This window comes from Sporosarcina sp. P25 (assembly GCF_002743235.1).
GTDB classification, from domain to species: Bacteria; Bacillota; Bacilli; order Bacillales_A; family Planococcaceae; genus Sporosarcina; species Sporosarcina ureae_B.
The window spans coordinates 135952-159479 of sequence record NZ_PDYV01000006.1 but is presented as its reverse complement, the minus strand read 5'-3'; the positions used below and the strand labels follow the sequence as shown (position 1 = coordinate 159479).

25 protein-coding genes and 1 riboswitch are annotated in these 23528 nt (G+C 43.3%); of the genes, 6 read left to right on the top strand and 19 right to left on the bottom strand.

Annotated features, from left to right (window positions below; translation table 11 throughout):
• Positions 1–325: 325 nt before the first annotated feature.
• The 6 genes from CSV70_RS07860 to CSV70_RS07835 form a co-directional block, all read right to left on the bottom strand.
• Positions 326–1363, bottom strand: a complete 1038-nt coding sequence (locus tag CSV70_RS07860; protein ID WP_085132599.1) for a ribonucleotide-diphosphate reductase subunit beta — start codon at positions 1361–1363, stop codon at positions 326–328.
• Entirely contained in the window at positions 1342–1779 is a 438-nt protein-coding gene (locus CSV70_RS07855) for a flavodoxin (protein ID WP_099626920.1), read from the bottom strand. Before CSV70_RS07855 ends, CSV70_RS07860 begins: the two co-directional genes overlap by 22 nt.
• Positions 1767–3989, bottom strand: coding sequence for a ribonucleoside-diphosphate reductase subunit alpha (locus CSV70_RS07850; protein ID WP_099628956.1), 2223 nt, complete (start codon positions 3987–3989; stop codon positions 1767–1769). Before CSV70_RS07850 ends, CSV70_RS07855 begins: the two co-directional genes overlap by 13 nt.
• Before the next feature lie 159 nt (positions 3990–4148).
• Positions 4149–4324, bottom strand: a riboswitch (cobalamin riboswitch).
• Between the two features lie 488 nt (positions 4325–4812).
• Positions 4813–6234, bottom strand: a complete 1422-nt coding sequence (locus tag CSV70_RS07845) for an alanine/glycine:cation symporter family protein (RefSeq protein WP_085132596.1) — start codon at positions 6232–6234, stop codon at positions 4813–4815.
• Positions 6235–6309: 75 nt separating this feature from the next.
• Positions 6310–7428, bottom strand: coding sequence for a glycerate kinase (locus tag CSV70_RS07840; RefSeq protein WP_099628957.1), 1119 nt, complete (start codon positions 7426–7428; stop codon positions 6310–6312).
• Positions 7429–7963: 535 nt separating this feature from the next.
• On the bottom strand, positions 7964–8389 hold the full coding sequence (locus tag CSV70_RS07835; protein ID WP_099626922.1) for a hypothetical protein: 426 nt from the start codon (positions 8387–8389) through the stop codon (positions 7964–7966).
• 323 nt (positions 8390–8712) lie between these two features.
• Between CSV70_RS07835 and CSV70_RS07830 the strand changes: the two genes are divergently transcribed.
• Positions 8713–9216, top strand: a complete 504-nt coding sequence (locus tag CSV70_RS07830; RefSeq protein WP_099626923.1) for a DUF2243 domain-containing protein — start codon at positions 8713–8715, stop codon at positions 9214–9216.
• On the top strand, positions 9206–10042 hold the full coding sequence (locus CSV70_RS07825; protein ID WP_099628958.1) for a cytochrome c oxidase assembly protein: 837 nt from the start codon (positions 9206–9208) through the stop codon (positions 10040–10042). Before CSV70_RS07830 ends, CSV70_RS07825 begins: the two co-directional genes overlap by 11 nt.
• Positions 10043–10072: 30 nt before the next feature.
• Here CSV70_RS07825 and CSV70_RS07820 read toward each other — a convergent pair whose 3' ends face one another.
• From CSV70_RS07820 to CSV70_RS07810, 3 genes are all read right to left on the bottom strand, one after another.
• Positions 10073–10492 (bottom strand): PaaI family thioesterase, encoded by a 420-nt coding sequence (locus CSV70_RS07820; RefSeq protein ID WP_099626925.1) that lies wholly within the window; start codon positions 10490–10492, stop codon positions 10073–10075.
• Positions 10493–10532: 40 nt separating this feature from the next.
• Positions 10533–10859 (bottom strand): YnfA family protein, encoded by a 327-nt coding sequence (locus CSV70_RS07815; protein WP_099626926.1) that lies wholly within the window; start codon positions 10857–10859, stop codon positions 10533–10535.
• 260 nt (positions 10860–11119) lie between these two features.
• Entirely contained in the window at positions 11120–11629 is a 510-nt protein-coding gene (locus CSV70_RS07810; protein WP_099628959.1) for a YfiT family bacillithiol transferase, read from the bottom strand.
• A gap of 149 nt (positions 11630–11778) precedes the next feature.
• On the opposite strand from CSV70_RS07810, the gene CSV70_RS07805 reads away from it, so the two are divergent.
• Positions 11779–12513, top strand: a complete 735-nt coding sequence (locus CSV70_RS07805; protein WP_099628960.1) for a MerR family transcriptional regulator — start codon at positions 11779–11781, stop codon at positions 12511–12513.
• A 73-nt stretch (positions 12514–12586) separates the two neighbouring features.
• On the opposite strand, the gene CSV70_RS07800 is transcribed toward CSV70_RS07805, so the two are convergent.
• Positions 12587–12841 carry a GlsB/YeaQ/YmgE family stress response membrane protein gene (locus CSV70_RS07800; protein WP_099628961.1) on the bottom strand — a complete coding sequence of 85 codons (255 nt, stop codon included), beginning with the start codon at positions 12839–12841 and terminating at the stop codon, positions 12587–12589.
• A gap of 562 nt (positions 12842–13403) precedes the next feature.
• Between CSV70_RS07800 and CSV70_RS07795 the strand changes: the two genes are divergently transcribed.
• Positions 13404–14249 carry a DegV family protein gene (locus tag CSV70_RS07795; protein ID WP_085132586.1) on the top strand — a complete coding sequence of 282 codons (846 nt, stop codon included), beginning with the start codon at positions 13404–13406 and terminating at the stop codon, positions 14247–14249.
• Between the two features lie 81 nt (positions 14250–14330).
• Here CSV70_RS07795 and CSV70_RS07790 read toward each other — a convergent pair whose 3' ends face one another.
• The 8 genes from CSV70_RS07790 to CSV70_RS07755 form a co-directional block, all read right to left on the bottom strand.
• On the bottom strand, positions 14331–14939 hold the full coding sequence (locus tag CSV70_RS07790; protein ID WP_099628962.1) for a serine/threonine protein kinase: 609 nt from the start codon (positions 14937–14939) through the stop codon (positions 14331–14333).
• Between the two features lie 308 nt (positions 14940–15247).
• Positions 15248–15901 carry a VTT domain-containing protein gene (locus tag CSV70_RS07785; RefSeq protein WP_085132585.1) on the bottom strand — a complete coding sequence of 218 codons (654 nt, stop codon included), beginning with the start codon at positions 15899–15901 and terminating at the stop codon, positions 15248–15250.
• 278 nt (positions 15902–16179) lie between these two features.
• The gene (locus CSV70_RS07780) at positions 16180–16614 is read right to left on the bottom strand and encodes a hypothetical protein (protein WP_085132584.1); all 435 of its coding nucleotides are present in this window, start codon (positions 16612–16614) and stop codon (positions 16180–16182) included.
• Between the two features lie 211 nt (positions 16615–16825).
• Positions 16826–17092 (bottom strand): hypothetical protein, encoded by a 267-nt coding sequence (locus CSV70_RS07775; RefSeq protein WP_099660993.1) that lies wholly within the window; start codon positions 17090–17092, stop codon positions 16826–16828.
• Between the two features lie 67 nt (positions 17093–17159).
• Positions 17160–18209: a threonine aldolase family protein gene (locus CSV70_RS07770; protein ID WP_099660992.1), complete on the bottom strand. Its 1050-nt coding sequence runs from the start codon at positions 18207–18209 to the stop codon at positions 17160–17162.
• A gap of 106 nt (positions 18210–18315) precedes the next feature.
• Positions 18316–18807, bottom strand: coding sequence for a DUF4825 domain-containing protein (locus CSV70_RS07765; RefSeq protein WP_099660991.1), 492 nt, complete (start codon positions 18805–18807; stop codon positions 18316–18318).
• Positions 18808–19170: 363 nt separating this feature from the next.
• A complete protein-coding gene (locus CSV70_RS07760; RefSeq protein WP_099660990.1) occupies positions 19171–19452 on the bottom strand; it encodes a hypothetical protein in 282 nt (93 codons plus the stop codon).
• A 277-nt stretch (positions 19453–19729) separates the two neighbouring features.
• The gene (locus CSV70_RS07755) at positions 19730–21121 is read right to left on the bottom strand and encodes an L-cystine transporter (protein WP_099660989.1); all 1392 of its coding nucleotides are present in this window, start codon (positions 21119–21121) and stop codon (positions 19730–19732) included.
• A gap of 604 nt (positions 21122–21725) precedes the next feature.
• On the opposite strand from CSV70_RS07755, the gene CSV70_RS07750 reads away from it, so the two are divergent.
• Positions 21726–22085 (top strand): hypothetical protein, encoded by a 360-nt coding sequence (locus tag CSV70_RS07750; protein ID WP_099626938.1) that lies wholly within the window; start codon positions 21726–21728, stop codon positions 22083–22085.
• A 3-nt stretch (positions 22086–22088) separates the two neighbouring features.
• Entirely contained in the window at positions 22089–22415 is a 327-nt protein-coding gene (locus CSV70_RS07745) for a type II toxin-antitoxin system RelE family toxin (RefSeq protein ID WP_099628968.1), read from the top strand.
• Positions 22416–22992: 577 nt separating this feature from the next.
• Here CSV70_RS07745 and CSV70_RS07735 read toward each other — a convergent pair.
• Entirely contained in the window at positions 22993–23526 is a 534-nt protein-coding gene (locus tag CSV70_RS07735) for a hypothetical protein (protein WP_099628970.1), read from the bottom strand.
• Positions 23527–23528: the final 2 nt, after the last annotated feature.

Here is a 23528-nt window from a genome sequence, read left to right as displayed (position 1 = left end):
TATATGAGCGTCTCCTCTCTCAAGATGGATTAGGCTAGTCGCCGCGATGGACATTGAGCGGTTAAGCGAGTGCATAGAGCGGATACTGAGTCACGTAGGGCGGATAAACGGATGGATAGAGCGCTTTCCAAGGGTCATTGAGCGGGTGCGAAAATGTATGAGCGGGTAGCGTGAAAGTATGAGCGCTTGGCCATGCATATATATGAGTGTTATCTCTTAGGGAAAATGAAACTAGACGATCGTGAGCGCAGAGCATCGATCAAAGGCGCCCCCTTCCACAAAAAAAAGAGGAACCCATAACGGATTCCCCTTCCACTCTTACTTATTACAAATCATCAAAGCCGTTCAAATCACTAGTCTTCACGTACTGACGGCTAGTTTGTTCGAAGAAGTCCGTTTTCGTGTCGTCGAAGTTATCGACGTACGCGCGGATCCACTTCATTGGATTCTCTGTGAACTCTGGATAGATTTCGCTCAAGCCGAGCATGCGCAACATTTTGTTCGCGCGATACTTCACGTAGCCTTCCATCTCTTCTAGCTCCAGGCCATCGATTCCTGCTAATACATAGCGGCTCCAGATGACTTCTTGCTCGACGGAGTGGCGGAATTGGTCATAGATCCATTCCGTGAATTCGTCTGTGTTATACTCTGGATTTTCGGCCAAAGCTGCTCGGAAGATATCGCTGATCGCTTTACCGTGCTGCAGTTCGTCACGGTTGATGTACGAAATCATCGTGGATGTGCCAACCATTTTTTGATGGCGCGCTAAGTTATAGAAAAATGCGAAGCCACTGTAGAAGAATAGACCTTCTAATAATGTCGTATACACCATCGCTTTTAGAACTGTTTCGATTGTCGGGTTCTCCGCAAATTCATTGTAGACATCTACAATTCGTTCATTTCGCTTCATTAATACTTCGTCAGTGCGCCCCATTTCAAAGGCTTCCATTTGCTTGTCTAAGTTCGTGACAGATGAAAGTACATACGCGTAGCTATGGTTATGCTCACTTTCCTGGTCGGCAATAGTCGCGAGAATCGACTTGACGGAAGGATCCGTTGTGAAGTCTGCGATTTTCATTGCGATGACAGTTTGTGGACCGTCAAGTGTCGCCAGTAGGCCGATAATTTTTAGGAATGCGGATTGTTCTTCTTGTGTCAGGCTTGAGAACTGCTTGACATCTTGCGTCATGTCGACTTCATTCGCCGTCCAGAAAAGAGAACGGATTCGCTGACGTAATGTATAGAAATGAGGGTGCGCGATGTCGTTCCAGTTTAGGATGCCGCTTGCTTCGCCACCGAAAATAGCTGTCGCCTTATTCGGGTTTGCAGGATTCAGTACTTTTACTCTTGTAAGTGTCGCCAATGTTCGAGCACTCCTTTCGTCCAATTCGTAACCGTTTGTTCTTGTATGCCGCGCGGACTTTGTTCGATCTTCAGTGGGTCAAAAGGTGAATGATAGAATTTTGCCAGCTTATCTGCAGCTTTGCAAAATAGATCATCGCCGCCAAACTGCGTATCCCCTGTGCCAAAAACGTAGACGAGCTCGGGTTTATAACCGACGTCCGCCACGAAGTCTTTTACTTCATCGGGCGTTGCACCTTTTTCCCATGTGAATGAACCGATGCACAGCGCGTCGTATTCTTTAACGTTTGGAATGACTCCGATGCCGATACGATAGGTATCGACTTCGACGCCTTCACTTTGTAAACTTTCCGTAATCAATTCCGCTACTTCCTGAGTGTTGCCGCTCCAGGATGCATAGGCGATTAAGAATGACACCACTCGCACTCCTCGATCTCCGCTGCAGTTGAACGCATATAGTACGTGGTTTTCATGCCGGATTTCCATGCCTGCAAGTGTAAATCCAAAATAACGGATGCGCGGATGGAGTTCGGTACATAAATATTGAATGAAATTGACTGATCGATGTGTTGCTGACGCGCGGCGTTTTGCTTGATAGACCAGCGCTGATCGACGATGTAAGCAGAACGACGGTAAATGTCATACGTATTATGATCTAGATCCGGTGCAATAACCGGTAATTTATAGTCTTTCTTCTCTTCATGGTAGAACGGCTTGAATACTGGATCGATGGAAGCTGTTGAGCCTGCGATAACCGACGTCGAGCTGTTCGGTGCGACTGCCATCAAGTAGCCGTTCCGCATACCGTTCATTGCCACATCCATGCGCAGTTCACGCCATTTATTCGAATCGTATTCGCGTTGCTCGAAGTATTCGCCCGTTTGCCAATCCGAACCATCGAACAATGGATATGCGCCTTTTTCTTTCGATAATTCCATTGAAGCTTTAATTGTCAAATACGCGATATTTTCATACAGCTCGTCTGCGAAATTCACCGCTTCATCCGATTCCCACTGAATGTTTTTCAATGCGAGTAAATGGTGCCAGCCAAATGTGCCAAGTCCAATTCCACGGTAGCGCGTATTTGTGCGTTGTGCTTGTACAACTGGGATTTGGTTCTGATCAATGACGTTATCGAGCATACGCACTTGAATGCGGATCAAACGGTCTAGCACGTCTGCTGTAACCGCTCTTCCAAGGTTAATCGATGACAGGTTACATACAACGAAATCGCCTGGCTTCGTGCGTGTGACGACCATATCGTCTTCTAGTGTTACGGATTCATGTGTAGATGCTGACATATTTTGAAGTATTTCTGAGCACAAATTACTAGAATAAATCATGCCTTCATGCTTATTCGGGTTCATACGGTTTACTTCATCACGGTAGAACATGAATGGCGTTCCTGTCTCGAGCTGGCTACGTAGGATACGCTTCATGATTTCAATCGCTGAAACCGTCTCTCTGGATAAATCTTCATTGCGGACACATTCTTCATACTTCTCGCGGAATGTTCCTTTCCCTTTTGTTTCATCATAGAAGTCTTCCAATGAATAGCCCATTTTCGTGCGGACTTCATGTGGATCGAATAAATGCCAGTCTTCGCGGGACTCGACTTTCTCCATGAATAAGTCCGGCAAGCAAACGCCTGTGAAAATGTCATGTGCGCGCAAACGGTCATCACCGTTATTGAGCTTGAGATCAAGGAATGTGAAGATGTCTTGATGCCATACATCAAGATAAACGGCTACAGCCCCTTGACGTTGACCGAGTTGGTCGACACTGACTGCCGTATTGTTCAGCTGTTTGATCCATGGGAGAACACCACTTGATGCACCTTCGAAGCCACGAATCGATGCACCGCGAGAACGAACTTTCCCCATATAGACACCGATTCCGCCGCCGAATTTCGACAAGTTCGCGATATCAGTGTTGCTGTTGTAGATCCCTTGTAAGGAATCATCCACTGTATCGATAAAGCAACTTGATAGCTGTCCGTGCATCTTGCCTGCATTCGATAATGTAGGTGTCGCAACAGTCATATACAAATTGCTCATCGCCCAATACGCTTCGCTGACTTTATGAATGCGGTCTACTGTTTCATCTTGCATTAACGTCATCGCGATGATTAACCAGCGCTCTTGTGGAAGCTCCACTGATTGTTTCTTAAAGTTTACTGTTACATAGCGGTCTACCAATGTTTTCAAGCCGATATATGTGAATAAAAGGTCACGAGAAGGATCGAGTAGCTTGCCGATTTCCTGAAGCTCATCTTGGCTGTATTTCTCTGTCAGAACAGGTGTATATAAACCTTGTTCCACCAAGCGTTCTACATTTTTCGCAAAATCGGTATACACATCCGCTCCACGCAATGCTTTTTGCTTTGCATAGACGTCGAATAAATAAATACGCGCAGCTACAAACGTCCAATACGTGGTCGCTTCATCAATACGGCTTAAAGACTCTAGCACCATCGCATTCGTCCACTCAGTTGCCGAGCTTGCCGGATGACGCTCCTGGAATTTCTCGCTCGCTTCGATCAACGGTTCGATTTGTTTCTTGCCGAATTCCTCTTGTAAATTTTCCATCAATAGATTAAGTCCCACAGCTTCTTGAATAATAGCCATTATATCCGCTCCCTTTAGTTAATTAGTTCGGTTATATACTAAATAAAAAAACTCCCAATAAAATCGGGAGTCGTCAATTGACGCTTAGTAGATAGCGGAAAGTTTTAGGCAGACTGAAAAAAGACTGCTTTGTGCTTTCACTCTCCAACCCCGAAGAATGTTTTGCTGAGATGACTGGCAGGTCTACTGGCTGGCACATCGCTCTTCCATCTTTCCTTCCCGCCGAAGCAGTGGTTTTACAAGATAGTCGTCCGTGCCCTCAGTTGCGGGGGCAGCTCCGTTCGTGGCGGATTCCCTTTTAAACGTGGTGGGTACCAATTCATCTAATTGCTGTTACACACTATATATAGTGTATTGATTCATATATAACCCTAACATGTTGTGTTCAAACATGCAAAACAAAAATCGAACCGATGTTCAGAATCCTTCTTCTGAACTACGATTCGACTTTTGTTATTCAGTATTTTATAGTATATCAAACTTTTTACTTCTTGACTAAATTGTTTGTGTGAACGTTTTAATTAGATAGTGAAATTAGTGAGGAGAAGGGATTTCCGCTACAGCAGGGGGACGCTTTCCGGAGGGCGTGGCCTGAGCCAAACGAACAGCGAAGGGTTCGCTTTGCCGTATTTCTGTGTACTTTGCAGAAATTGAGGCACCTGGCCAGGGTCTCAGACTCACGCTGATCCTCCCGGAGTCGCCCCCTGCTTCCTCTACAATCCTACTTTCTAACGTAGACCACCTAGAAAATTCACTGTATTTATTAGTTCCAATTCAAAGTCTTAAGATCAAAATATAAAAAGCCCAATATTATCTATCAATATCACAAACGATCTTCTGCTCTTTCAGCTGTTTCTTCCCAACACTCTGCGCCTTTTAAATCAGGGATGCTAGCTGCTTTGAAGACGGGGTTCCTGCCCGCCTTTCGTTGTTTGGTGAAGTCGTCGAGTACTTTGAAGGCAATTTTGCCCAGGAGTAGTATAACGACCAAGTTAATGATGGCCATTAGTCCCATGAATAAGTCGGCCATGTCCCAGACGACTTGTACTTTTGCAACGGCTCCGAAGTAGACCATAGCGAGTACGAGAACTTGGTAGATTCGTTTCCACAAGACGTTAGCGTTGATAAATTCGATGTTCGTTTCGCCATAGTAGTAGTTACCGATGATGGAACTGAAGGCGAAGAACATGATCGCCACGGCGATGAAGTATGGTGCCCATGCGCCTACGTGTACTTCCATGGATGCTTGCGTCAATAAGATACCGTTTGTTTCGCCTGATTGGTACAAGCCGCCAAGTAAGATAATGAAGGCAGTTGCTGAACAGATGATGATGGTATCGAAAAATACGCCTAATGATTGTACGAGTCCTTGTTTTGCTGGGTGTGATACGTTCGCTGTAGCTGCTGCGTTTGGGACACTACCCATACCTGCTTCATTGGAGAACAGACCTCGGCGTACACCTTGCATCATAGCCATACCGATTCCGCCACCCATGATTTCTTTAATACCGAATGCGTGCTCGAAAATTAATGCGATCATCGCTGGAACTTCTGTAATGTTCAATATCACAATATACAATGCTACGATAATATAAAATGTTGCCATTATAGGTACGATAGTCTGCGTTACTTTAACAATACGCTGCACACCACCAAAGACAATTACTGCCGTCAGAGCAATGAGTCCAACTCCTACAGCCCAATGTGGAATGCCGAATACGTCTGTGAACGATTGACTGATTGTGTTCGATTGCACTGCGTTAAAGATGAATCCGAAACACATCGTCAGTAAAATCGCAAAGACAATACCAAGTTTCCGCCAGCCTAACGCTTTTTGCATATAATACGCCGGCCCTCCGCGGAAAGTATCGCCGTCTTTCACTTTATACACTTGCGCCAATGTACTTTCAATGAATGCAGTCGCCATACCGATTATAGCGATAACCCACATCCAGAATACCGCGCCGGGCCCACCGATTCCGATCGCAAGGGCTACCCCTGCTACGTTACCTGTCCCTACACGCGACGCGGCACTAATTGTAAATGCTTGGAATGGCGATACCCCGTCGTTGCTATCCTTCTTCTCAACAATCAGACGGAACATCTCACCAAATAAGCGTACTTGTACAAATTTCGTGCGAATTGAGAAATATAAACCTGTTGCCAATAAAAGTCCAATTAAAACATATGTCCAAATGAAATTATTCGCCGGCCCTACAAGCCAGTTGATTGCATCTTGAAACATCTGACCACCTCCTCGTGTATTCTATACCCTACCCGCCTACTTGCTATGCATCGCATAATAAAAAACTATTTTCTACTATCTACTTTGCATGACTATCGACGTTTTGTTTTCCAATAACTCTGCCGCATTTGCCATCAATTCGGCTAACGACTTCTTTCCATCATCCAATGAATGCAATTCGGTGAACCACACAAGAAGCTCTTGACGCGCCGCTTCTTCAATCGCTCCTGAAATGACAATAACCGGAACATCCTCTACCCTCGCAAGCTTTGCAATCCCCATTAATGCCTTGCCTGCAAGCGTCTGTCGATCCGTCTTACCTTCCCCTGTTACAATGAAATCTGCTGAAGATAGATGCTTTTCGAAATCCATCGCTTCGAGCATGACATCAATTCCACTTTCAAGACGCGCTCCACAATAGGCAATTAATGCACCCGCACTTCCCCCAGCTGCGCCTGCACCGCGTAACACATGCAATCGCACGCCCATTTGCTTTTCCGTCTCGTCCGCCAAATGTCGTAACCCTTCATCCAGACGCAGGATCATCTCTGCATCCGCTCCTTTTTGCGGACCGAAAACAAACGACGCGCCTTGCTCACCGACAAACGGATTGTCCACATCAGATGCAATGCGAATGTCCGTCTCCAGCAAACGTTTATCCAGTTGCGAGGTATCGATTTCATTGATTAACGGAAGCGTAGCCCCATTCATCCGCAATAGCTGTCCATCAGAGAGGAAACGAACGCCTAGCGCTTCAAGCAAACCCGTTCCCCCATCATTCGTCGCACTCCCGCCAAGTCCAATGATCATTTTCCTGTAACCCATATCCAGCGCATGACGAATTAACTGCCCCGTGCCAAATGTTGACGCTTTCATTGGATCGAGTTCATGCTCCTCAAGCAACAGCAAACCGGACGCCTGTGCCATTTCAATGACCGCTGTCTCACCGTCACCAAGCATACCAAAGCATGCATCTATTGTGCGACCAAGCGGATCTTGCACAGATACGGTTCGCAACGTCCCGCCAGTTGACGCGACAAGGACAGCAAGCGTTCCCTCGCCACCATCCGCGACTGGTAAACGGACTACTTCTGCATGCGGATATACTTTCTTCACGCCACTATACATAGCGTCGGCCGCTTGATCTGCCTGTAAGCTGCCCTTAAATGCATCAGGGGCAATGACAATTTTCACGGCTCACACTCCCTTTATTCGTATTCTAGCAGATTATGCAGGAAAAGTTACCATAAATTATTGGATAGCTACTATATTTTTATACTATAGACTTTCCGCTGCCTGTGGTGGATGTGGATCCGATCATACTTTAGTGGATAGCGCTCTATGAGACCGTTCAGCCGCTCTATCGGGATGTGTTTCCGCTCAAGGGCAACGGGAAGCCGATCATACTTCAGTGGAGTGCGCTCTATGAGGCCGTTCATCCGCTCTATCAGCACGCGTTTCCGCTCATGGGCAACCGGAGAAGCCGAGCATACTTCTGCGGGAAGCGCTCTATGAGGACGTCTATCCGCTCTATCAGAATACGTTTCCGCTCATAGTCAACGGGCATCCGATCATACTTCTGCGGAGAACGCTCTATGAGTCTGTTTATCCGTTCTATCGGGGCGCGTTTCCGATCATAGGCAACCGGCATCCGATCATACTTCTGCGGAGAGCGCTCTATGAGTCTGTCTACCCGCTCTATCAGGACACGTTTCCGCTCATAGGCAACCTAAGTCCGATCATACTTCTGCGGAGAACGCTCTATGAGGCTGGCCAGCCGCCCTATCGGAACACATTTCCGCTCATAGTCAACGGGCATCCGATCATACTTCTGAGGAGAACGCTCTATGAGGCTGTCTACCCGCTCTATCGGGACACGTTTTGGCTCATAGTCAACGGAGATCCGATAGTACTTCTGTGGAAAGCGCTCTATGAGGACGTCTATCCGCTCTATCGGAATACGTTTCCGCTCATAGACAACGGGCATCCGAGCATACTTCTGCGGGAAGCGCTCTATGAGGACGTTCAGCCGCTCTATCGGGACACATTTCCGCTCATAGTCAACGAGTATCCGATCATACTGCTGCGGGAAGCGCTCTATGAGGCCGTTCATCCGCTCTATCGGGACACATTTCCGCTCATAGTCAACCGGCATCCGAGCATACTTCTGCGGAGAGCGCTCTATCAGTCTGTCTATCCGCTCTATCGGGACACGTTTCCGATCATAGGCAACCTAAGTCCGATCATACTTCTAAGGAGAACGCTCTATGAGTCTGTCTATCCGCTCTATAAGGACACGTTTTGGCTCATAGTCAACGGAGATCCGATCATACTTCTTCGAAAAGCGCTCTATGAGGACGTCTACCCGCTCTATAAGCCCCCAGTTCATCCCCCGTCTAACATCCACACAACAGGTTTTAAATGCTGCATCCTCAGGGAACACTACATACATAAGGAAAGGAAGGGAGCGGGTGAAATATGGCTGAGTTACAAGTGAAAAACTGGACGAACCGAAAAAGTTATCAGAAAAGAAATCTATGGGCCGGCATACTATTTGGCCTTGGGTTTGTGGCGTTTTTGGATGAGACACTGTTCCATCAATTGCTGCATTGGCACAAGTTTTATGATAAATCTACCGTGGCGGTTGGCTTGGTGTCGGATGGTTTGTTTCATGCGTTCAGCTGGTTTGCGACGGTGGGCGGTTTGTATTTGGTAGCGGATTTGCGCAGAAGAAATGCGTTATGGCATAAGATGTTCTGGGGTGGCAAGTTACTCGGGGGCGGAGCGTTTCAATTATATGATGGAACTATTCAACACAAGGTCATGCGCATTCATCAGATTCGTTATAACGTGGACATTGTTCCGTATGATATCATTTGGAACGGTTCTGCGATTTTGATGATTGTGATCGGTCTGTTGCTCATCAAGTCCGCGCAACGGGATGCCCGCTCGGCGGAAAGGCTGATGCTTCATGCCACATGATTCATATATCAGTGTAACCGATTGGCTATTTGGGATTTCTGCGGTTCTCGCCATCCTATTATATGGAGTCGCTGTCTTTCATTCCAATCGGCAAAGACGTTTGCGAAAATGGCCACGGAGACGGATCGTGTTGTGGGTAGCGGGTGTAGTAGCCTCAGCAAGTGCTGTCGTCGGACCGCTTGCCGACCTGTCACATGATTCTTTCACATGGCATATGTTGGGCCATCTCTTGCTCGGCATGCTCGGCCCCCTTCTGTTGGCGCTCGCCGCTCCCATGACGTTATTGCTGCGGACACTACCCGTTCGGCAGGCACGTAAAGTAACCTACTTGCTAAAAAGCCGACTCGCGGGGTTCTATACACATCCCGTCACTGCATCCGTTTTGAACATCGGCGGACTGTGGCTGTTATACACGACGGGTTTGTTTGCGGCCATGCATCATCATCTTTGGCTGCATATCTTGATCCATGTGCACGTGTTCGTTGCAGGCTATCTATTTACCATTTCTCTTTTATACATCGATCCTGTATCTCACCGCTATAGTTATCGATACCGCACTGTAGTCTTTATTATGGCTCTTGCGGGACACGGAATTCTATCAAAATTCCTATATGCCTATCCGCCTGCCGGTGTAGCTGTTGAAGAGGCGCGTGCAGGGGCTATGCTTATGTATTACGGAGGCGATGCGGTGGATCTTGTGTTGATCATTCTATTGTTTAGAAGCTGGTATCACTCGGCGAAACGTCAACAGGCCAACATTCCGTCCACTTCAGACGGTCATGTGTATAAGAGTGAAACGACACAAAACGCACCTGCCAACTACTAGGTGCGTTGTTTTCTTCGGTTAGGCATTTCATTATTCTGCTATAGCTGTCATAATGGTCCCTTGGGCTGCGGCACACATCTTCTCTTCTCCATCTTTGACGGAAAAAACATCACAACGGCATACGGCTTGCCGCTTGCCTGCTGATATAACTGTCGCCCGGGCAATTAACTTTTCACCAACAGCGGGCCGTATATAGTTGATTTTGTATTCTGCCGTCAATACGTTAGGTCCCAGAACGGAACCGCCTACAAAGGTCAATGCATTATCAGCTGCATAACCAATGACCCCACCGTGCACAAAGCCATGTTGCTGCAATACATGTTCCGTGATGGGAACTTCCAGAACGACTTCACCTGGTTTAAACTCCATCAATTCAGTACCTAACAGTTTGCTGAAAGACTGGGCTTCTAGTGCTTGCTTTCCGATATGAAACATTTCATTTTGCGTCATATTCTCGTCCTCCCCTTATAAAATGTTGTCCTTCATTTGATTACGATCTCGGTGCAAACAATATGACGGACACACCAATCAGGCAAATACCCGCCCCTATGAAATCATACAAATCAGGGGTTTTTTTATCAATTCCCCATCCCCATAACACAGATAGAAAAACGAACACTCCTCCATACGCTGCATACACTCTGCCAAAAGACGGGAATGTCTGGAATGTGACCACCACGCCATATACAATTAATGCAATGCCGCCGAATAAGCCAAACATCGCAGATTTACCTTCGCGCAGCCATTGCCAAATCAAATACCCTCCACCGATTTCGGCCAAGCCGGCTAGGAGAAATATCACTACAACTTTCACCATCAGTAAACCTCCATTTAATCACTTCGGATAATCCAGCGTGGACTTTTCATCTGCTTACAGCTGTAGACGCACGCAAGATTATTGCTTGAAAACTAGTCCTAACTATATCATAATCGCAACCTCTTAAAAATCAGGTTGACTACATTCTAAACCCATAAACTTGGCGTGGAGCCAATTAAAAATGACGACTGTACTTTCGTTCATTGCTCGTATGTAAAAAGACTTACCGAAGTTCGATAAGCCGTTCACTACATCTTCCATTATTTCGCCAAAGCGATCTCAATATGTGCTAAATGATGCGCTTCATGCCAAGCCAACTTCGCGATCTTTTTCGCTACTGTAATCTCCCCGTTTACTTGATGAATAAATGTTCGTTGCAGTTGCTCTTCTGTCAGACTATTGCCTAACGCGACAATACGCTCATTGATCCCTTCGAGCATCTTAATGGAAGGCTCCACCGGTAGCTCGGTGTCAGGGAGTACAGCCCACTTCTCTTGATCGAAAGCAGGTGCTGTTGGATGGTCGTCTGTTAACGCAAGCTTTAATCGCTGATACATAGTCAACTGCGAGTCTGTAATATGATGCACCAATTGACGAACTGTCCACGCACCTTCGCGATACGTTTTAGTTAGTTCTTCGTCATTCAATGAATCTACAGTTCCCCTCAATCGAGTTGTATAGCTTTCAATTTCTTGTAACCACTTTCGAATATCTTCCAACGTCACTTGTTCAGGAACGTGTAATTCTCCGATCGGAAATCGATGATCCATGACGAAACCCCCTTTTCATTACCTCATTATCCCATAAATTATCTGATTACTCTATGATTTTCTCAGCACTACTTTTTAAAAACACTACTACATGTATTGACCCTCACGTTACGTCACACTTTATACTACATAATAAGGAGGTGCTGATAATGAAAATGAAGGTAAAGCAAGTCGCGGAATTAGTCGGTATTAGCGTGCGCACACTTCATCACTACGATGAAATCGGATTGCTGACACCCGAAGAAACCACCGATGCGGGTTATCGCTATTACTCCGAACAGAATCTCGAGACGTTGCAGCAAATACTATTTTTCAAAGAACTGGACTTTCCTCTGAAAGAAATAAAGGAAATTCTCAGCGATCCGTCATTTGACCGCCAGCAAGCTCTTCAGCTGCATCGAAAACTATTGCTTGAGAAACGCGACCGGATCGATCAAATGATTGCGACCATCGATAAAACTACACACTATCTAAAAGGAGAGATCGACATGTCCAATGAAGAGAAGTTTAAAGGATTTAATTTCAGTCAAAACCCATATGAAGAAGAAGCGCGGAAATTATGGGGAGCAAAGGCGATCGAACAATCAAACACCGCATTCAAAAATACAGCCGTCGGAGAAAAGATGAATGACATCTACCGGAAATTGGCACAGCTCAAAAACACACCGCCTGAATCCACTGAATCACAAACAGCTATTACAGAATGGTATGAGTTTTTGAATACGCATACTGGTCACCACTACACATTGGAAGCATTCAAAGGGTTAGGGCATATGTATATAGCAGACGAACGCTTCACGACGAATATCGATCAATTTGGTGCAGGTTTGGCACAATTCATGTGCGAAGCGATGACTATTTTTGCAGACACTCACAAAAAATAAACATCCTATTGCATGACGGATTTCAATCAATAGAAAAAGGGCTCCCGCTCGACAATGCGGGTAGCCCATCTAGTTACCGTCTTTTCCGCGTCGCTTTCATAATGTAACTGACGACAATGACAAAAATCAATGCACCTACAATAGTAGGGACGACATAATAGTCTCCTAACCGCGGGCCCCAGCTACCTAATAAATTGCCGCCAATCCACGCACCTATGATTCCCGTAATCATATTCCCCACAATACCGCCTGGAACACTTTTTCCAATGAGTAGACTAGCAAACCAACCAATCACACCGCCAATTATTAAATACAAAAGGATACTCATTTCACACGCCCCTTCAGCTATTTTAAGTGTATTTACTACTCAAATTGCGAACATGATGAAGTGATCGAGTTACATCTTATTAGTAATCTATTCCTTGTTACAGCATAGTATTCATCATAAAAATCCGTGTAGACGCATGTATGCAAAAAGTATCGCTCATATGTTCCAATCGTCGTGGATGATATAATCTACTACAGTACTAGATATACGCAGTAGGAACTGGAGGTTATAAAAGTATGCGATCCTTTCATTTCAACGGCAGTCGAATAGTGAAAACGAGGATAGCGATCTTTTTGACAGCTATTGTTTTATAGATGAACCCGTTATTACCTTACAGATGGTAAATTACACTATCCACAAACCACGTCCATGGGATTCTTCGTTAATTCCTACACTTCGATTCATTCTCCTCTCTAAACATATGTTCAATTTATGACAGCAAACACATTAATTCGACAAGATATGACAATTATCACTAGGTCCTGGCTAATCCGTAGTGTAAGTTATGGATAGAAGTTCGCTAGTTCATATACGAAATTTATAGTTTGAGGAGAAATTTATAATGAAGAAAATAGCTTGGATTACGGATACGGCAGCACAAGTAGATGAGGCTTTTATTCAACGACATCATGTATCTGTACTTCCTCTTGGCGTAGTGTTTGAAGATCGATGCTATAGGGAATCACTGGATCTTACAGAAGACGAGTTTTATGATAAATTACGCGCTGCAAAAGGTTCACCTAAAACCTCACAACCTACAATTGGTGAGATGACTACTTTATATGAAAAACTGCAGACAGAAGGATATGACTTTGCGATTGCCGTGCATTTATCCAGTGGACTTTCAGGTACATTTGAAAGCGCTCAATCCGCAGCAAAAATGACAGACTTCCCTGTGTACCCTATTGATTCGAAAATCGGTTCCTTTCCGATGGTCAAAATGATTGAGATGGGGAATGAACTGTTTGCAGAAGGTAAAGGACCAGAAGAAGTCGTGGAAGCCCTTACTGCGATGACTGCAAATTCTAAGTTATCGTTTATCCCAGGTAGTCTAGGCCAATTGCATAAAAGTGGTCGCGTTTCAGGAACACAAGCATTTTTAAGTAATTTGCTGAACATAAAAGTTCTCATTAGTTTTGAGAACGGAAAAGCCGTGATGACGGAAAAAGTGCGGTCCATGAAGCGGGCAAAAAAACATGTTACTTCCCTACTCCGATCCGATATGGAAAAAGGTTTTGTACCAGAAGTAGCGGTTATTCATTGCCATAATCCACAGGACGCTAACATATGGAAGAACGAGCTACTAAAAGAATTTCCGACATTACACGTTCAAGTCGTTTCACTTAGTGTTTGTGTGGCCGTGCATGCAGGCGAAGGAACGACGGGATTAAGCTGGGTCACCTATTGAATATATAAAGGGACCGAATCCATTGTGAATTCGGTCCCTTCTTTATTTATAAAAGACTAAAACTCGTAACGTGTGCATTCTTCATAACCGATACGATGGGATGAGTCCCTTTTTATACAAGTACGCTACACCATTCAAAAACGAGCTCGGGACTTTCTTCCAAAAGAAATGTTTTTGATAAAATTGGCGATGAGCTTTTTTCAAATCACCCCACTGCCTGCAATCTTTTTGCTGTCTATACCGCGCCACATCGATCAGTCTGACTTGGTCGTCAGGCGTGATCAATATATTTCGCAAATGAATGTCTGACGGATTCAACCCCGCGTTGGATGCTAACGATAAAGCATAGTCGATTTCTTTAATATGTGCGTCTGTAATCAGCTGCCCATTTGTCAGGCAATCAAAAAGCGTATCTCCTTCGACGTAATCCATCACTAAATAATTTGTGCCTGCTTCATAAATACGTGGAAAATAATGAATATCCTTGAGTACTAGATAAATCTCAGCCTCTTCCTTCGCAATGTAGACGAAATTTGGAAAGAAAACTTTAATCGCCTTGTTCGAGGATTGAATTCGAAATACAAACGCACTTCTCCCTGTTCCGATAAGCTGCAGAGATGGATGAAAGTCCATTAGTCGATTCTTTTTATTCACGACGATCGATTCCACAAGTTCCTGATATATACTCAAAGCGTAACCTCCAATAATTTTAAAAACAAAAAAGAGACATCAAAACCAATTAGTGGATTTGATATCTCTGTAAAAATCACAAGAGACCTCACCAAATAATTGGCAAGGTCTCGCAAACAACGTAAGTTGCCAGTAAAGCCGAGGATTTCCATCCTGTATTGACGACTTTTACTGTGATAGCTACTCCCCTTAACGGAAGTGTTCGTATATTAGTATAGGCTCACTATAAATTGAACCGCCTTATATGTCAACTAACTAGGAATGCATAGGTATTTATTGACTCACTATGATAAAACTACCGACCTTTCTCATCGTACAGCTTGCCTGCTCAATTTACTTTTCACCACACCGATTAACGCAGGCAGGACAGATAAAAAGATAATTGCAAGCAACACCGTGGAAAAGTTCTCTTTAATAACAGGAATATTACCGAATAAATACCCTAGCATCGTGCATAGACCTACCCAAAATGCCGCTCCAACGACATTATAGAAAGCAAAGTACCGATAATTCATGCGGCTCGCGCCCGCAACGAACGGAGCGAATGTCCGGACAAACGGCATAAAGCGGGCAATCAAGATAGTTTTTCCACCATGCGTATTAAAGAACGTCTCTGCAGCTCTCATTTTCTCTTGGTTTATCACTTTCCCTAGCCAACTGCCGGGAGAAATCGACATCCCCACTTTACGTCCAATATGGTAGTTCACTGTATCACCAAGGACAGCTGCAACGAAGAAGACCGCGACAAGCCACCAAATATTAAATGCATCTAACGCCGCAAATGCACCACCTGCGAACAGCAAAGAGTCACCAGGTAGAAATGGAAATATCACTACACCGGTTTCAATAAAAACGATTAAAAATAAGATGACGTACGACCAACCGCCAAAAATTTGAATGATATCGACTAGATGCTCATCAATGTGCAAGATAAAGCTGATTAGTCCTTGAATGAGATTCATGTAAAGGCTCCTTTTTTGGAAAAATGACTTCGACGCGACGCAAGTGGGAATATCAAACGTATACACACGATCTATCTACTTTACGTTTGGCTTAGGGTATTTATCCTTGAAAAGTGCTAAGCCCGTAAAATAAATAGCATCCGCTTCCCATTTGAAAGTAAAACAGGAGTTGGATAATAAACGTTTGCGCCTACTAAAGTGGTGTAGTAAATATACCATGGATTCCCGTAAGTTTATCCAACTTATTGTATTTTCCAAATAATCGAACCCCACACACGCTACACACGACCACGGTCTACGTATCGGATGACCAGGCTAGCAACGAGCACACCGTATATCAAATGACTTCCTGTCCAGTACAACCATGCCATGCCGTCATCCGCTGCTGGCGGCCGGTCAGTCAGCAAGGTAAGGAAATACAACACACCGCTTCCCGCTGTGTACACAACCACATACGGCCACATGTTGTATTGCCATTTGAAAAACTTCAATAGGTAAAAAAGCCCCAATACGCTGGCGATACAAAAAACGAAGTGAAAGACGATGCCGAACCAAGCGACATCCGAAAAGACATGAATGATGGGGAAGTAGTCTACATTATACAGTAAAACATACGCTTCATTTCCGGTTACGACCCATACGCCAAACAGGAGTAGCGCCAAAACGGCACCACTGACAATGCCTATGCTAACCAACTGCAAAAACTGCTTCATCTGCTTTCCCTCTTTTCCATAAGGTAGTTGGTTATCTATTCCCTTTGACTTTATGAATAAACGAACCTATTCATCCCGCTCTAGATTCGAAAAGTACGGATAAGCCGATGGATAATTCATCACTTTAAGGAGATTCATTGCCTCATGCTCTCGGGGGTCATACCATCACAAAAAGAGACCTCACCAAAATACTGGTAAGGTCTACGAATAGTTATTCTTTAATAGTATCCACAAGTCGCTTGGCATCTACCATCGACATGCCTTTATACTCCCGCAAGTATTTCACAGTTTTTACGACTCCGAGAGTTTTTAATTTTTCCTGCGCATCAGCGATCAACTCATCCTGACTTTCGACGGGACGCAATCTCTGATTCTCTTCCTTCAATACTCTAATTTGTTTGGCTTGCCCTAGAATCAGCAATAAGAATCCTACACTTGCTAAAGCGAGTGCTAAAATTAATATACTTTCCGTATTCATAAACGAACCTCCCTAACTAGAGTACATTTCATTTTACTCTCTACCGTAATTCAACATTAACCAGCTACTAGTAAGATGTAATACATAGCCGATGCAAATCGTTCACGAGCATGTCGACATGTTCTTTCTTAGTAGACCAACTTGTGCAAAAACGAACCGCACTATGAGTTGCATCGACCTTTTCCCAGAAAGTGAATGAATACTTTTTACTCAGCTCTGTCATGACATACTCTGGCAAGATCGGAAATTGCTGATTAGTTGTCGAATCATAACGTAATGCAAACCCGTTCTCCACAAATGCTTGTCGGAGAATCAACGCCATTTCTACAGCATGTTTCGAGACTTCATAGTACAAACCATCTTCGAACAACGTTTCAAACTGGATGCCTAACAGTCTTCCTTTAGCGAGCAAGCCGCCTCTTTGTTTGATAAAATACCGAAAATCCTTTTTCAATGAATCATTGGTAATGACGACCGCTTCACCAAACAACGCACCAACTTTTGTTCCGCCAATATAAAATACATCACATAGTCGTGCATAATCTGCTAACGTGATGTCATTATCAACCGAAGCCAAACCATACCCAAGTCGGGCACCGTCCAGTACTAATGGCAACTCGCATTCCCCACACACTTTACTCAAAGCTTCCAATTCCGCTTTAGTATAGGTCGTTCCATTTTCTGTAGGGTTTGATATATATACAAGACCTGGCTGTACACTATGCTCAGGGCTCGCGTCGTTCCAGTGAGCATCCACTAACTCTTTCACTTGCTCCGCTGTAATTTTCCCGTCCTCGCTAGGTACAGTAAGCACTTTATGTCCAGTAGATTCAATTGCGCCCGTTTCATGCGTCGCAATATGTCCACTCTCGGCAGCGATTGCGCCTTGGTACGGACGTAAAATCGACGCGATGATCGTAGTATTTGTTTGAGTGCCTCCTACTAAAAAGTGAACATCTGCCTCTTTCGCTTCACACTCTTTACGAATATACTCTCTAGCTTTCTCGCAGTGTTCATCCATACCGTATCCCGGCGTTTGTTCTTCATTTGTTTCGATCAATCGTTGCAGAATTCGCGTATGCGCGCCTGCCGTATAATCATTTTCAAATCGTATCATAGTTGTCCATCTCCAAATATGCCTGATTTTTTCTGCAAGTATACCATAGAATGATGGATTTTTGTTACATATTACATTGTTCTTTCAATGACGAATTTTCCGATTTTTATTCCGCGAACAGCTGTTGCATTTCACTGTCTTCATGTAACTTTTCTTGAATGAAGACATCCAATACTTCTTCATTTGTAAAGTCGTTTAACTCTTTGCCATACCAGTCCTGCAATTCCAACTTGTTGATTTTATAGGTGTAGTTTCCAAAAACAAAATCCACCCACTCCGCATTATCAATGAGCGTGAATAAATAGCTTGCATTATAAACCGCTGTCTCTTTATAATCCCTTTCTCCCATCGCCGCATCCATATTTTCATACTGGATCGTCATACCATACGGTTCTGTTTTGGTTTCAAGCGAAACTTCTTCAAACTGCTCAGCGTAACGCAGTTGCTCGATTATATGAATTACTGCACTGTTATCGCCAATAAATGATCCTTTGTATTGGAATACATCTTCACTTGGCTGATCGGGAGTGGAACTGCAACCAGTTAAGAACAGTATTAGTATTAATGAATACAAAAAGTATTTTGTGGGGTTTTTCATGGTATTCTCCTTTGGTAAAATGTTTTCCCTATCGCGCAATGAACATGACGATAGACGTTACTTGGATTTTACGTTGCTTGCCCACATTTGTGCTCAAAGTCGAGATAGTGGTTGGAACCAGTTGATCTGCGCTGCAGCCGGACGCGTTCCGGAGGGCGGGCGGTGAACCACACTCCTCACTTCGCTCGCTAGGTGTTTCACCTGTCAATGCAAAGATGTGCTCCTTCCCGCTACGCTTCACTCGCAAAAGCCGTTCTTCGTTACGGCTCTCGCTGATCCTCCCAGAGTCGCCGGCTGTAGCGAAGATCAACTAAGTGTTGGCTTATGACCTTATTAATTAAACGCCCCCGATTACTGAATGATTTAAATAACTTCAAAAAACAATAGTGTTACCAGAATAGAAACAACCAAAATCGTTGACAAAACTCTACCTGCTTTTGCTCCCCAATCACTTTTGAATTTATACCCAATAATTAAGGCTGGTATATAAAAAGCAAGAGAATAAAATACTGTATTATGCAAACCCGTATTACCGTTTGACCAAGGTTTTACACTCATAAAACGCAAAATATAATCGCCAATAGCATCGTATTTTCCAAAAGAGACAGAAAATAATATACCCAATATAAATAGCAATAACGACAATGATCACAATCCAAAGTTTTTATGAGTTTTAACATTTTCAATACTATTGTTAACCACTAGATTCACCCACTTTTTTATTTCAATTAATCATAATCTGGCCCTATTGTTTAACTGTAAACCTAATCTTATTTTTCTATTAGTATAGCAGAATTATCCAGTTTTTAAAAAAGCAAATGACACCGCTATATCCAGTTCCACTTAGTGTTCTAATCGGATATTAATTCGATTTAAAAAATCCCGCAGGAGACGATGCTGTCTCCTGCGGGATTTTTTAAACTTAAGCTTCTACTGTTTGTTTTTCAAGTGATTCATTATACATATCCGTATCCAGTTCACCCGTCACGCGGGCTGCCGTGACACCTGCTGTCATCGAGCCACTGACGTTTACGGCAGTACGACCCATGTCAATCAATGGTTCAACAGAAATCAATAACCCCGCGAGTGCGACAGGAAGATTTAGTGCCGACAAGACAAGAATGGCGGCAAATGTCGCGCCTCCCCCAACACCAGCTACACCAAATGAGCTAACCGCTACGATTGCAATTAATGTGACTAAAAATGTTGGGTCAAGTGGATTTTGACCTACTGATGGAGCAATCATGACAGCGAGCATCGCTGGATAAATCCCTGCACAGCCATTTTGCCCGATGGATAAACCAAATGAACCAGAAAAGTTTGCGATCCCTTCAGGTACACCTAAGCGGTTTGTTTGTGCATGAATCGTTAACGGTAATGTGCCCGCACTTGAGCGTGATGTGAAAGCAAATATCAACGCTTCTCCTGCTTTTTTCACATACGTCACTGGGTTTAATCCCGATAGAGTAATAATGAGCAAGTGAACACCGAACATCACCACTAAGGCGACATAAGAAGCGAGGACAAACTTCCCGAGACTGTAAATTGCCATAAAGTCAGACGTCGCGACCGTTCGAGCGATAATCGCCAAAATACCATATGGCGTCAAACTCAGAACGATTCGTACAACACCCATGATCAATGCGTAAATCGCATCAATTCCTTTTTTCACTGTGACCGCATTTTCTTCATCTCTTCTTGTAATCGCTAAGTAGGCAAACCCAAGGAACGCCGCAAAAATAACGACCCCAATGGTTGAAGTTGGACGTGCCCCTGTGAAATCTAGGAAAGGATTAGCAGGTAGTAAATCAATGAGTTTGTCAGGCAACGAAAGATCAGCTACAGTTTCGTAGTTTTCTTCTATAGAAAGCCCACGTGCCGCTTCTGCTTCTCCTTGTACAATTTCAGATGCGTCCAGTCCAAATAGAAGCGTTACTGAAATTCCCACAATCGCGGCAATCGCGGTTGTACCCACGAGCATACCTAAAATCGTAGCCGCCATCTTCCCAAAGTTTTTTCCAATGGTCACTTTCGTAAAGGCTGCCAATATGGAAATAAATACAAGCGGCATCACGATCATTTGCAGTAATTTAACATAGCCGCCACCTATTAGGTTAAACCATGGCATCGACTGCTTGAGGATCTCAGATTCTGTTCCATATGCGAAATGTAATATAAGTCCGTAGCCAATCCCGAGTCCAAGCCCCGTAAAAACGCGTTTTGAAAATGAAACCTTTTTACGATTCATTCTATATAACAAGCCTACGAGCAACAATAGACCCGCAATGTTCACAATAAGTAAAAAAGTATTCATCTTTCCATCTCCTTCTATTTTTATATTATTGTAGATTTTGATATAGATTACACTTTATCCCCTTAATCCCTATTCGTCAAGTATGATTTTAAATAATCTAACATTAGCCAAACTGTTACGCTATTAACTTACACCGAATACTGTAATAAAAAGGGAATATCGACTAAGTTAAATAGAGTCGGTATTCCCTTGAACTTTATGGAATTGTCATGAATGTCTCTCCCACTACAAATACTGAATCATAATCGACATAGTTACCGCTACTTGATCGGAACCTGAGCAGTTTAGCGGTAACAATTAATAAGTGACTGGCGCTAGTCATCGCATCAGTCACTTAAAATAAAGCTATTTCTTGAATTAGCTTTTCCTAAAGTTCCTTGGGGACGACAAGATAATTTACTTAAACATTGCAGCGTGTTTTACGTAGTATAAATATACCTTTTATTCTTCTTTACCCACTATACAAAAGATGAGAGTTTCATACTTTCTAAAAAAGTTATGTAATATACTATGTATAGTATTACACACAATATCAATGTACATATGATGTATTTTAATGTATACTTTTATGTAATTGAGACATACTATAAAGGAGATGATACGATTGGGGCGGATTGTTATGGAGAAACCGCAATTCAACAAAGACCAAGTAATTTCTGCTTCACATGCTGTGAAACGATTTGCAGAAGTTCGACGAAATGCAAAAAGCAAACCTCAATTCATTTCTCAAAACAACAATATTGATTCAGTAATACAAAGTTATGAGGACTACGAAAAGATGTATATGGAATTAGAGAGCTTACGTGAATTATTCTACGATCTTCAGCTATCTGAACGCATTAAAAAGGCCGATTTAAACCCACAGCACCGATTCCCTATCCGTGAGGTGATGGGATCAGACAATTATGCCGAATTCCAACAAATCGATCCGAATTCCATCTCTGATGAAGAATTGTTCGAATGATTTATGGCTAAAGAATTTGAGATTATCTTCATAGAAGATGCAAAAAAAGATTATCTGAAATTAGACGGTTCTGAGAAAAAGTATGTAGATCTTGCTCTTGCGAAAATCAGTATACGAGCAGATGAAATTGGAGATGAACTATCTAACAAAGCCGGCTCAAATTTAGCTGGTTGCAAAAAGATTAAGTTCAGGAAGATCGGAATCCGAATTGTCTTTAGAATAGTAGGAAACCAAGCTGAAATCGCAGAAATTATTTCAATCGGGAAGCGTAGAAATGATGAGGTATATAAACACGCAGCGAAACGTTTAAAAGATATCGATATAAAGTAAAACATCAATAAAGCTATTAGACTTTGTTGATGTTTTTTATTGATCGAACATCTTATTTACTTCAAAGAGTATCGATCGTCAGTATAATACAGAAGAACTATCCGTAAATTTTTTTGAAAAGCAAATGACACCGCTATATCCAGTTCCACGACCTCGCATCAAGCTAATCAGCATATTATTCCTCGCCCGGATTTTGATGCAGCTCGACTTCCAGATATGCATCCATGAATGTAATAGCTCATATACTTCGTCTTCACTGTTTAATCTATTTTAGATCCCCTGTTGCAACGCGAAAATAACTACAGTAATCCCTAAAAGAAATTACGTAATCCTAACATTTCAAGAAAAGACGGCAACGAATTACTCGCAGTTTCATCCAGTACTTTGGAGAGCTCGCCTAAAATTACTCCTACAATAAATATGGAAATCGTGTTTATACATTTTCTTGATACAGGCAAATTCATTGGTTTTCGGATTTCATTTAAACATGTTCCCATGTACTTCCCCAAAATGTAAATATTTTTTATTCTAGAAAAGCATCCGTTAAAGGAATCCACCTTAGCGAGCACTGTAAAACTCATTTCCGGGGAATAACGACTTCTTCCTTTTCATTTATGACAAGGGTCCACCCAGCACACATACACATCAAAATCCCAAAAGTAGTAATAAAGACAACAGGAGATATGATTTTAACGAAGCTGAAACCTATCATCGCACAACCAACAATCAAATAATGATGAATCGCGTGTAAATGGTAGGTATCTTGCTCAGCATGCCAAGCACGAAAGTACCCTTGTAAGAGTCCAAGAATAACCTGCAATAAAAGTACCACATAGGGGAGAATGTCAGACGAATACTTTATACCGCCTATACCTACATACACGATCCCCATACCCGCGTAAATGATTGCGATATAAGAACGATCCTTATTCTTTCTCGTCTGCGCGATTCGGTATCCCCAAGCAGCTGCAAAAGAAAATGCAGCAAAGAACCAGGCAAATAGAGTAAACGTCAACGATACCTCTTTCAGCCAAATTATATAATATGGAAAAATAACCACCTGACCGACTGTAACGATAAGCGGTAAATAACGTGTACTTTTATAGTGCATGC

Bases quoted from the DNA above. Each gene is read 5' to 3' on its own strand.
- CSV70_RS07785 (WP_085132585.1), bottom strand. From the start codon at position 15,901: ATGAATCTCATTCAAGGACTAATCAGCTTTATCTTGCACATTGATGAG.
- CSV70_RS07810 (WP_099628959.1), bottom strand. From the start codon at position 11,629: ATGGATCATCGATTTCCGATCGGAGAATTACACGTTCCTGAACAAGTG.
- CSV70_RS07830 (WP_099626923.1), top strand. From the start codon at position 8,713: ATGGCTGAGTTACAAGTGAAAAACTGGACGAACCGAAAAAGTTATCAG.
- CSV70_RS07800 (WP_099628961.1), bottom strand. From the start codon at position 12,841: ATGAGTATCCTTTTGTATTTAATAATTGGCGGTGTGATTGGTTGGTTT.
- CSV70_RS07745 (WP_099628968.1), top strand. From the start codon at position 22,089: ATGGCTAAAGAATTTGAGATTATCTTCATAGAAGATGCAAAAAAAGAT.
- CSV70_RS07755 (WP_099660989.1), bottom strand. From the start codon at position 21,121: ATGAATACTTTTTTACTTATTGTGAACATTGCGGGTCTATTGTTGCTC.
- CSV70_RS07815 (WP_099626926.1), bottom strand. From the start codon at position 10,859: ATGGTGAAAGTTGTAGTGATATTTCTCCTAGCCGGCTTGGCCGAAATC.
- CSV70_RS07820 (WP_099626925.1), bottom strand. From the start codon at position 10,492: ATGACGCAAAATGAAATGTTTCATATCGGAAAGCAAGCACTAGAAGCC.
- CSV70_RS07795 (WP_085132586.1), top strand. From the start codon at position 13,404: ATGAAGAAAATAGCTTGGATTACGGATACGGCAGCACAAGTAGATGAG.
- CSV70_RS07805 (WP_099628960.1), top strand. From the start codon at position 11,779: ATGAAAATGAAGGTAAAGCAAGTCGCGGAATTAGTCGGTATTAGCGTG.
- CSV70_RS07770 (WP_099660992.1), bottom strand. From the start codon at position 18,209: ATGATACGATTTGAAAATGATTATACGGCAGGCGCGCATACGCGAATT.
- CSV70_RS07780 (WP_085132584.1), bottom strand. From the start codon at position 16,614: ATGAAGCAGTTTTTGCAGTTGGTTAGCATAGGCATTGTCAGTGGTGCC.
- CSV70_RS07845 (WP_085132596.1), bottom strand. From the start codon at position 6,234: ATGTTTCAAGATGCAATCAACTGGCTTGTAGGGCCGGCGAATAATTTC.
- CSV70_RS07775 (WP_099660993.1), bottom strand. From the start codon at position 17,092: ATGAATACGGAAAGTATATTAATTTTAGCACTCGCTTTAGCAAGTGTA.
- CSV70_RS07765 (WP_099660991.1), bottom strand. From the start codon at position 18,807: ATGAAAAACCCCACAAAATACTTTTTGTATTCATTAATACTAATACTG.
- CSV70_RS07850 (WP_099628956.1), bottom strand. From the start codon at position 3,989: ATGGCTATTATTCAAGAAGCTGTGGGACTTAATCTATTGATGGAAAAT.
- CSV70_RS07825 (WP_099628958.1), top strand. From the start codon at position 9,206: ATGCCACATGATTCATATATCAGTGTAACCGATTGGCTATTTGGGATT.
- CSV70_RS07735 (WP_099628970.1), bottom strand. From the start codon at position 23,526: ATGCACTATAAAAGTACACGTTATTTACCGCTTATCGTTACAGTCGGT.
- CSV70_RS07835 (WP_099626922.1), bottom strand. From the start codon at position 8,389: ATGCCGGTTGACTATGAGCGGAAATGTGTCCCGATAGAGCGGATGAAC.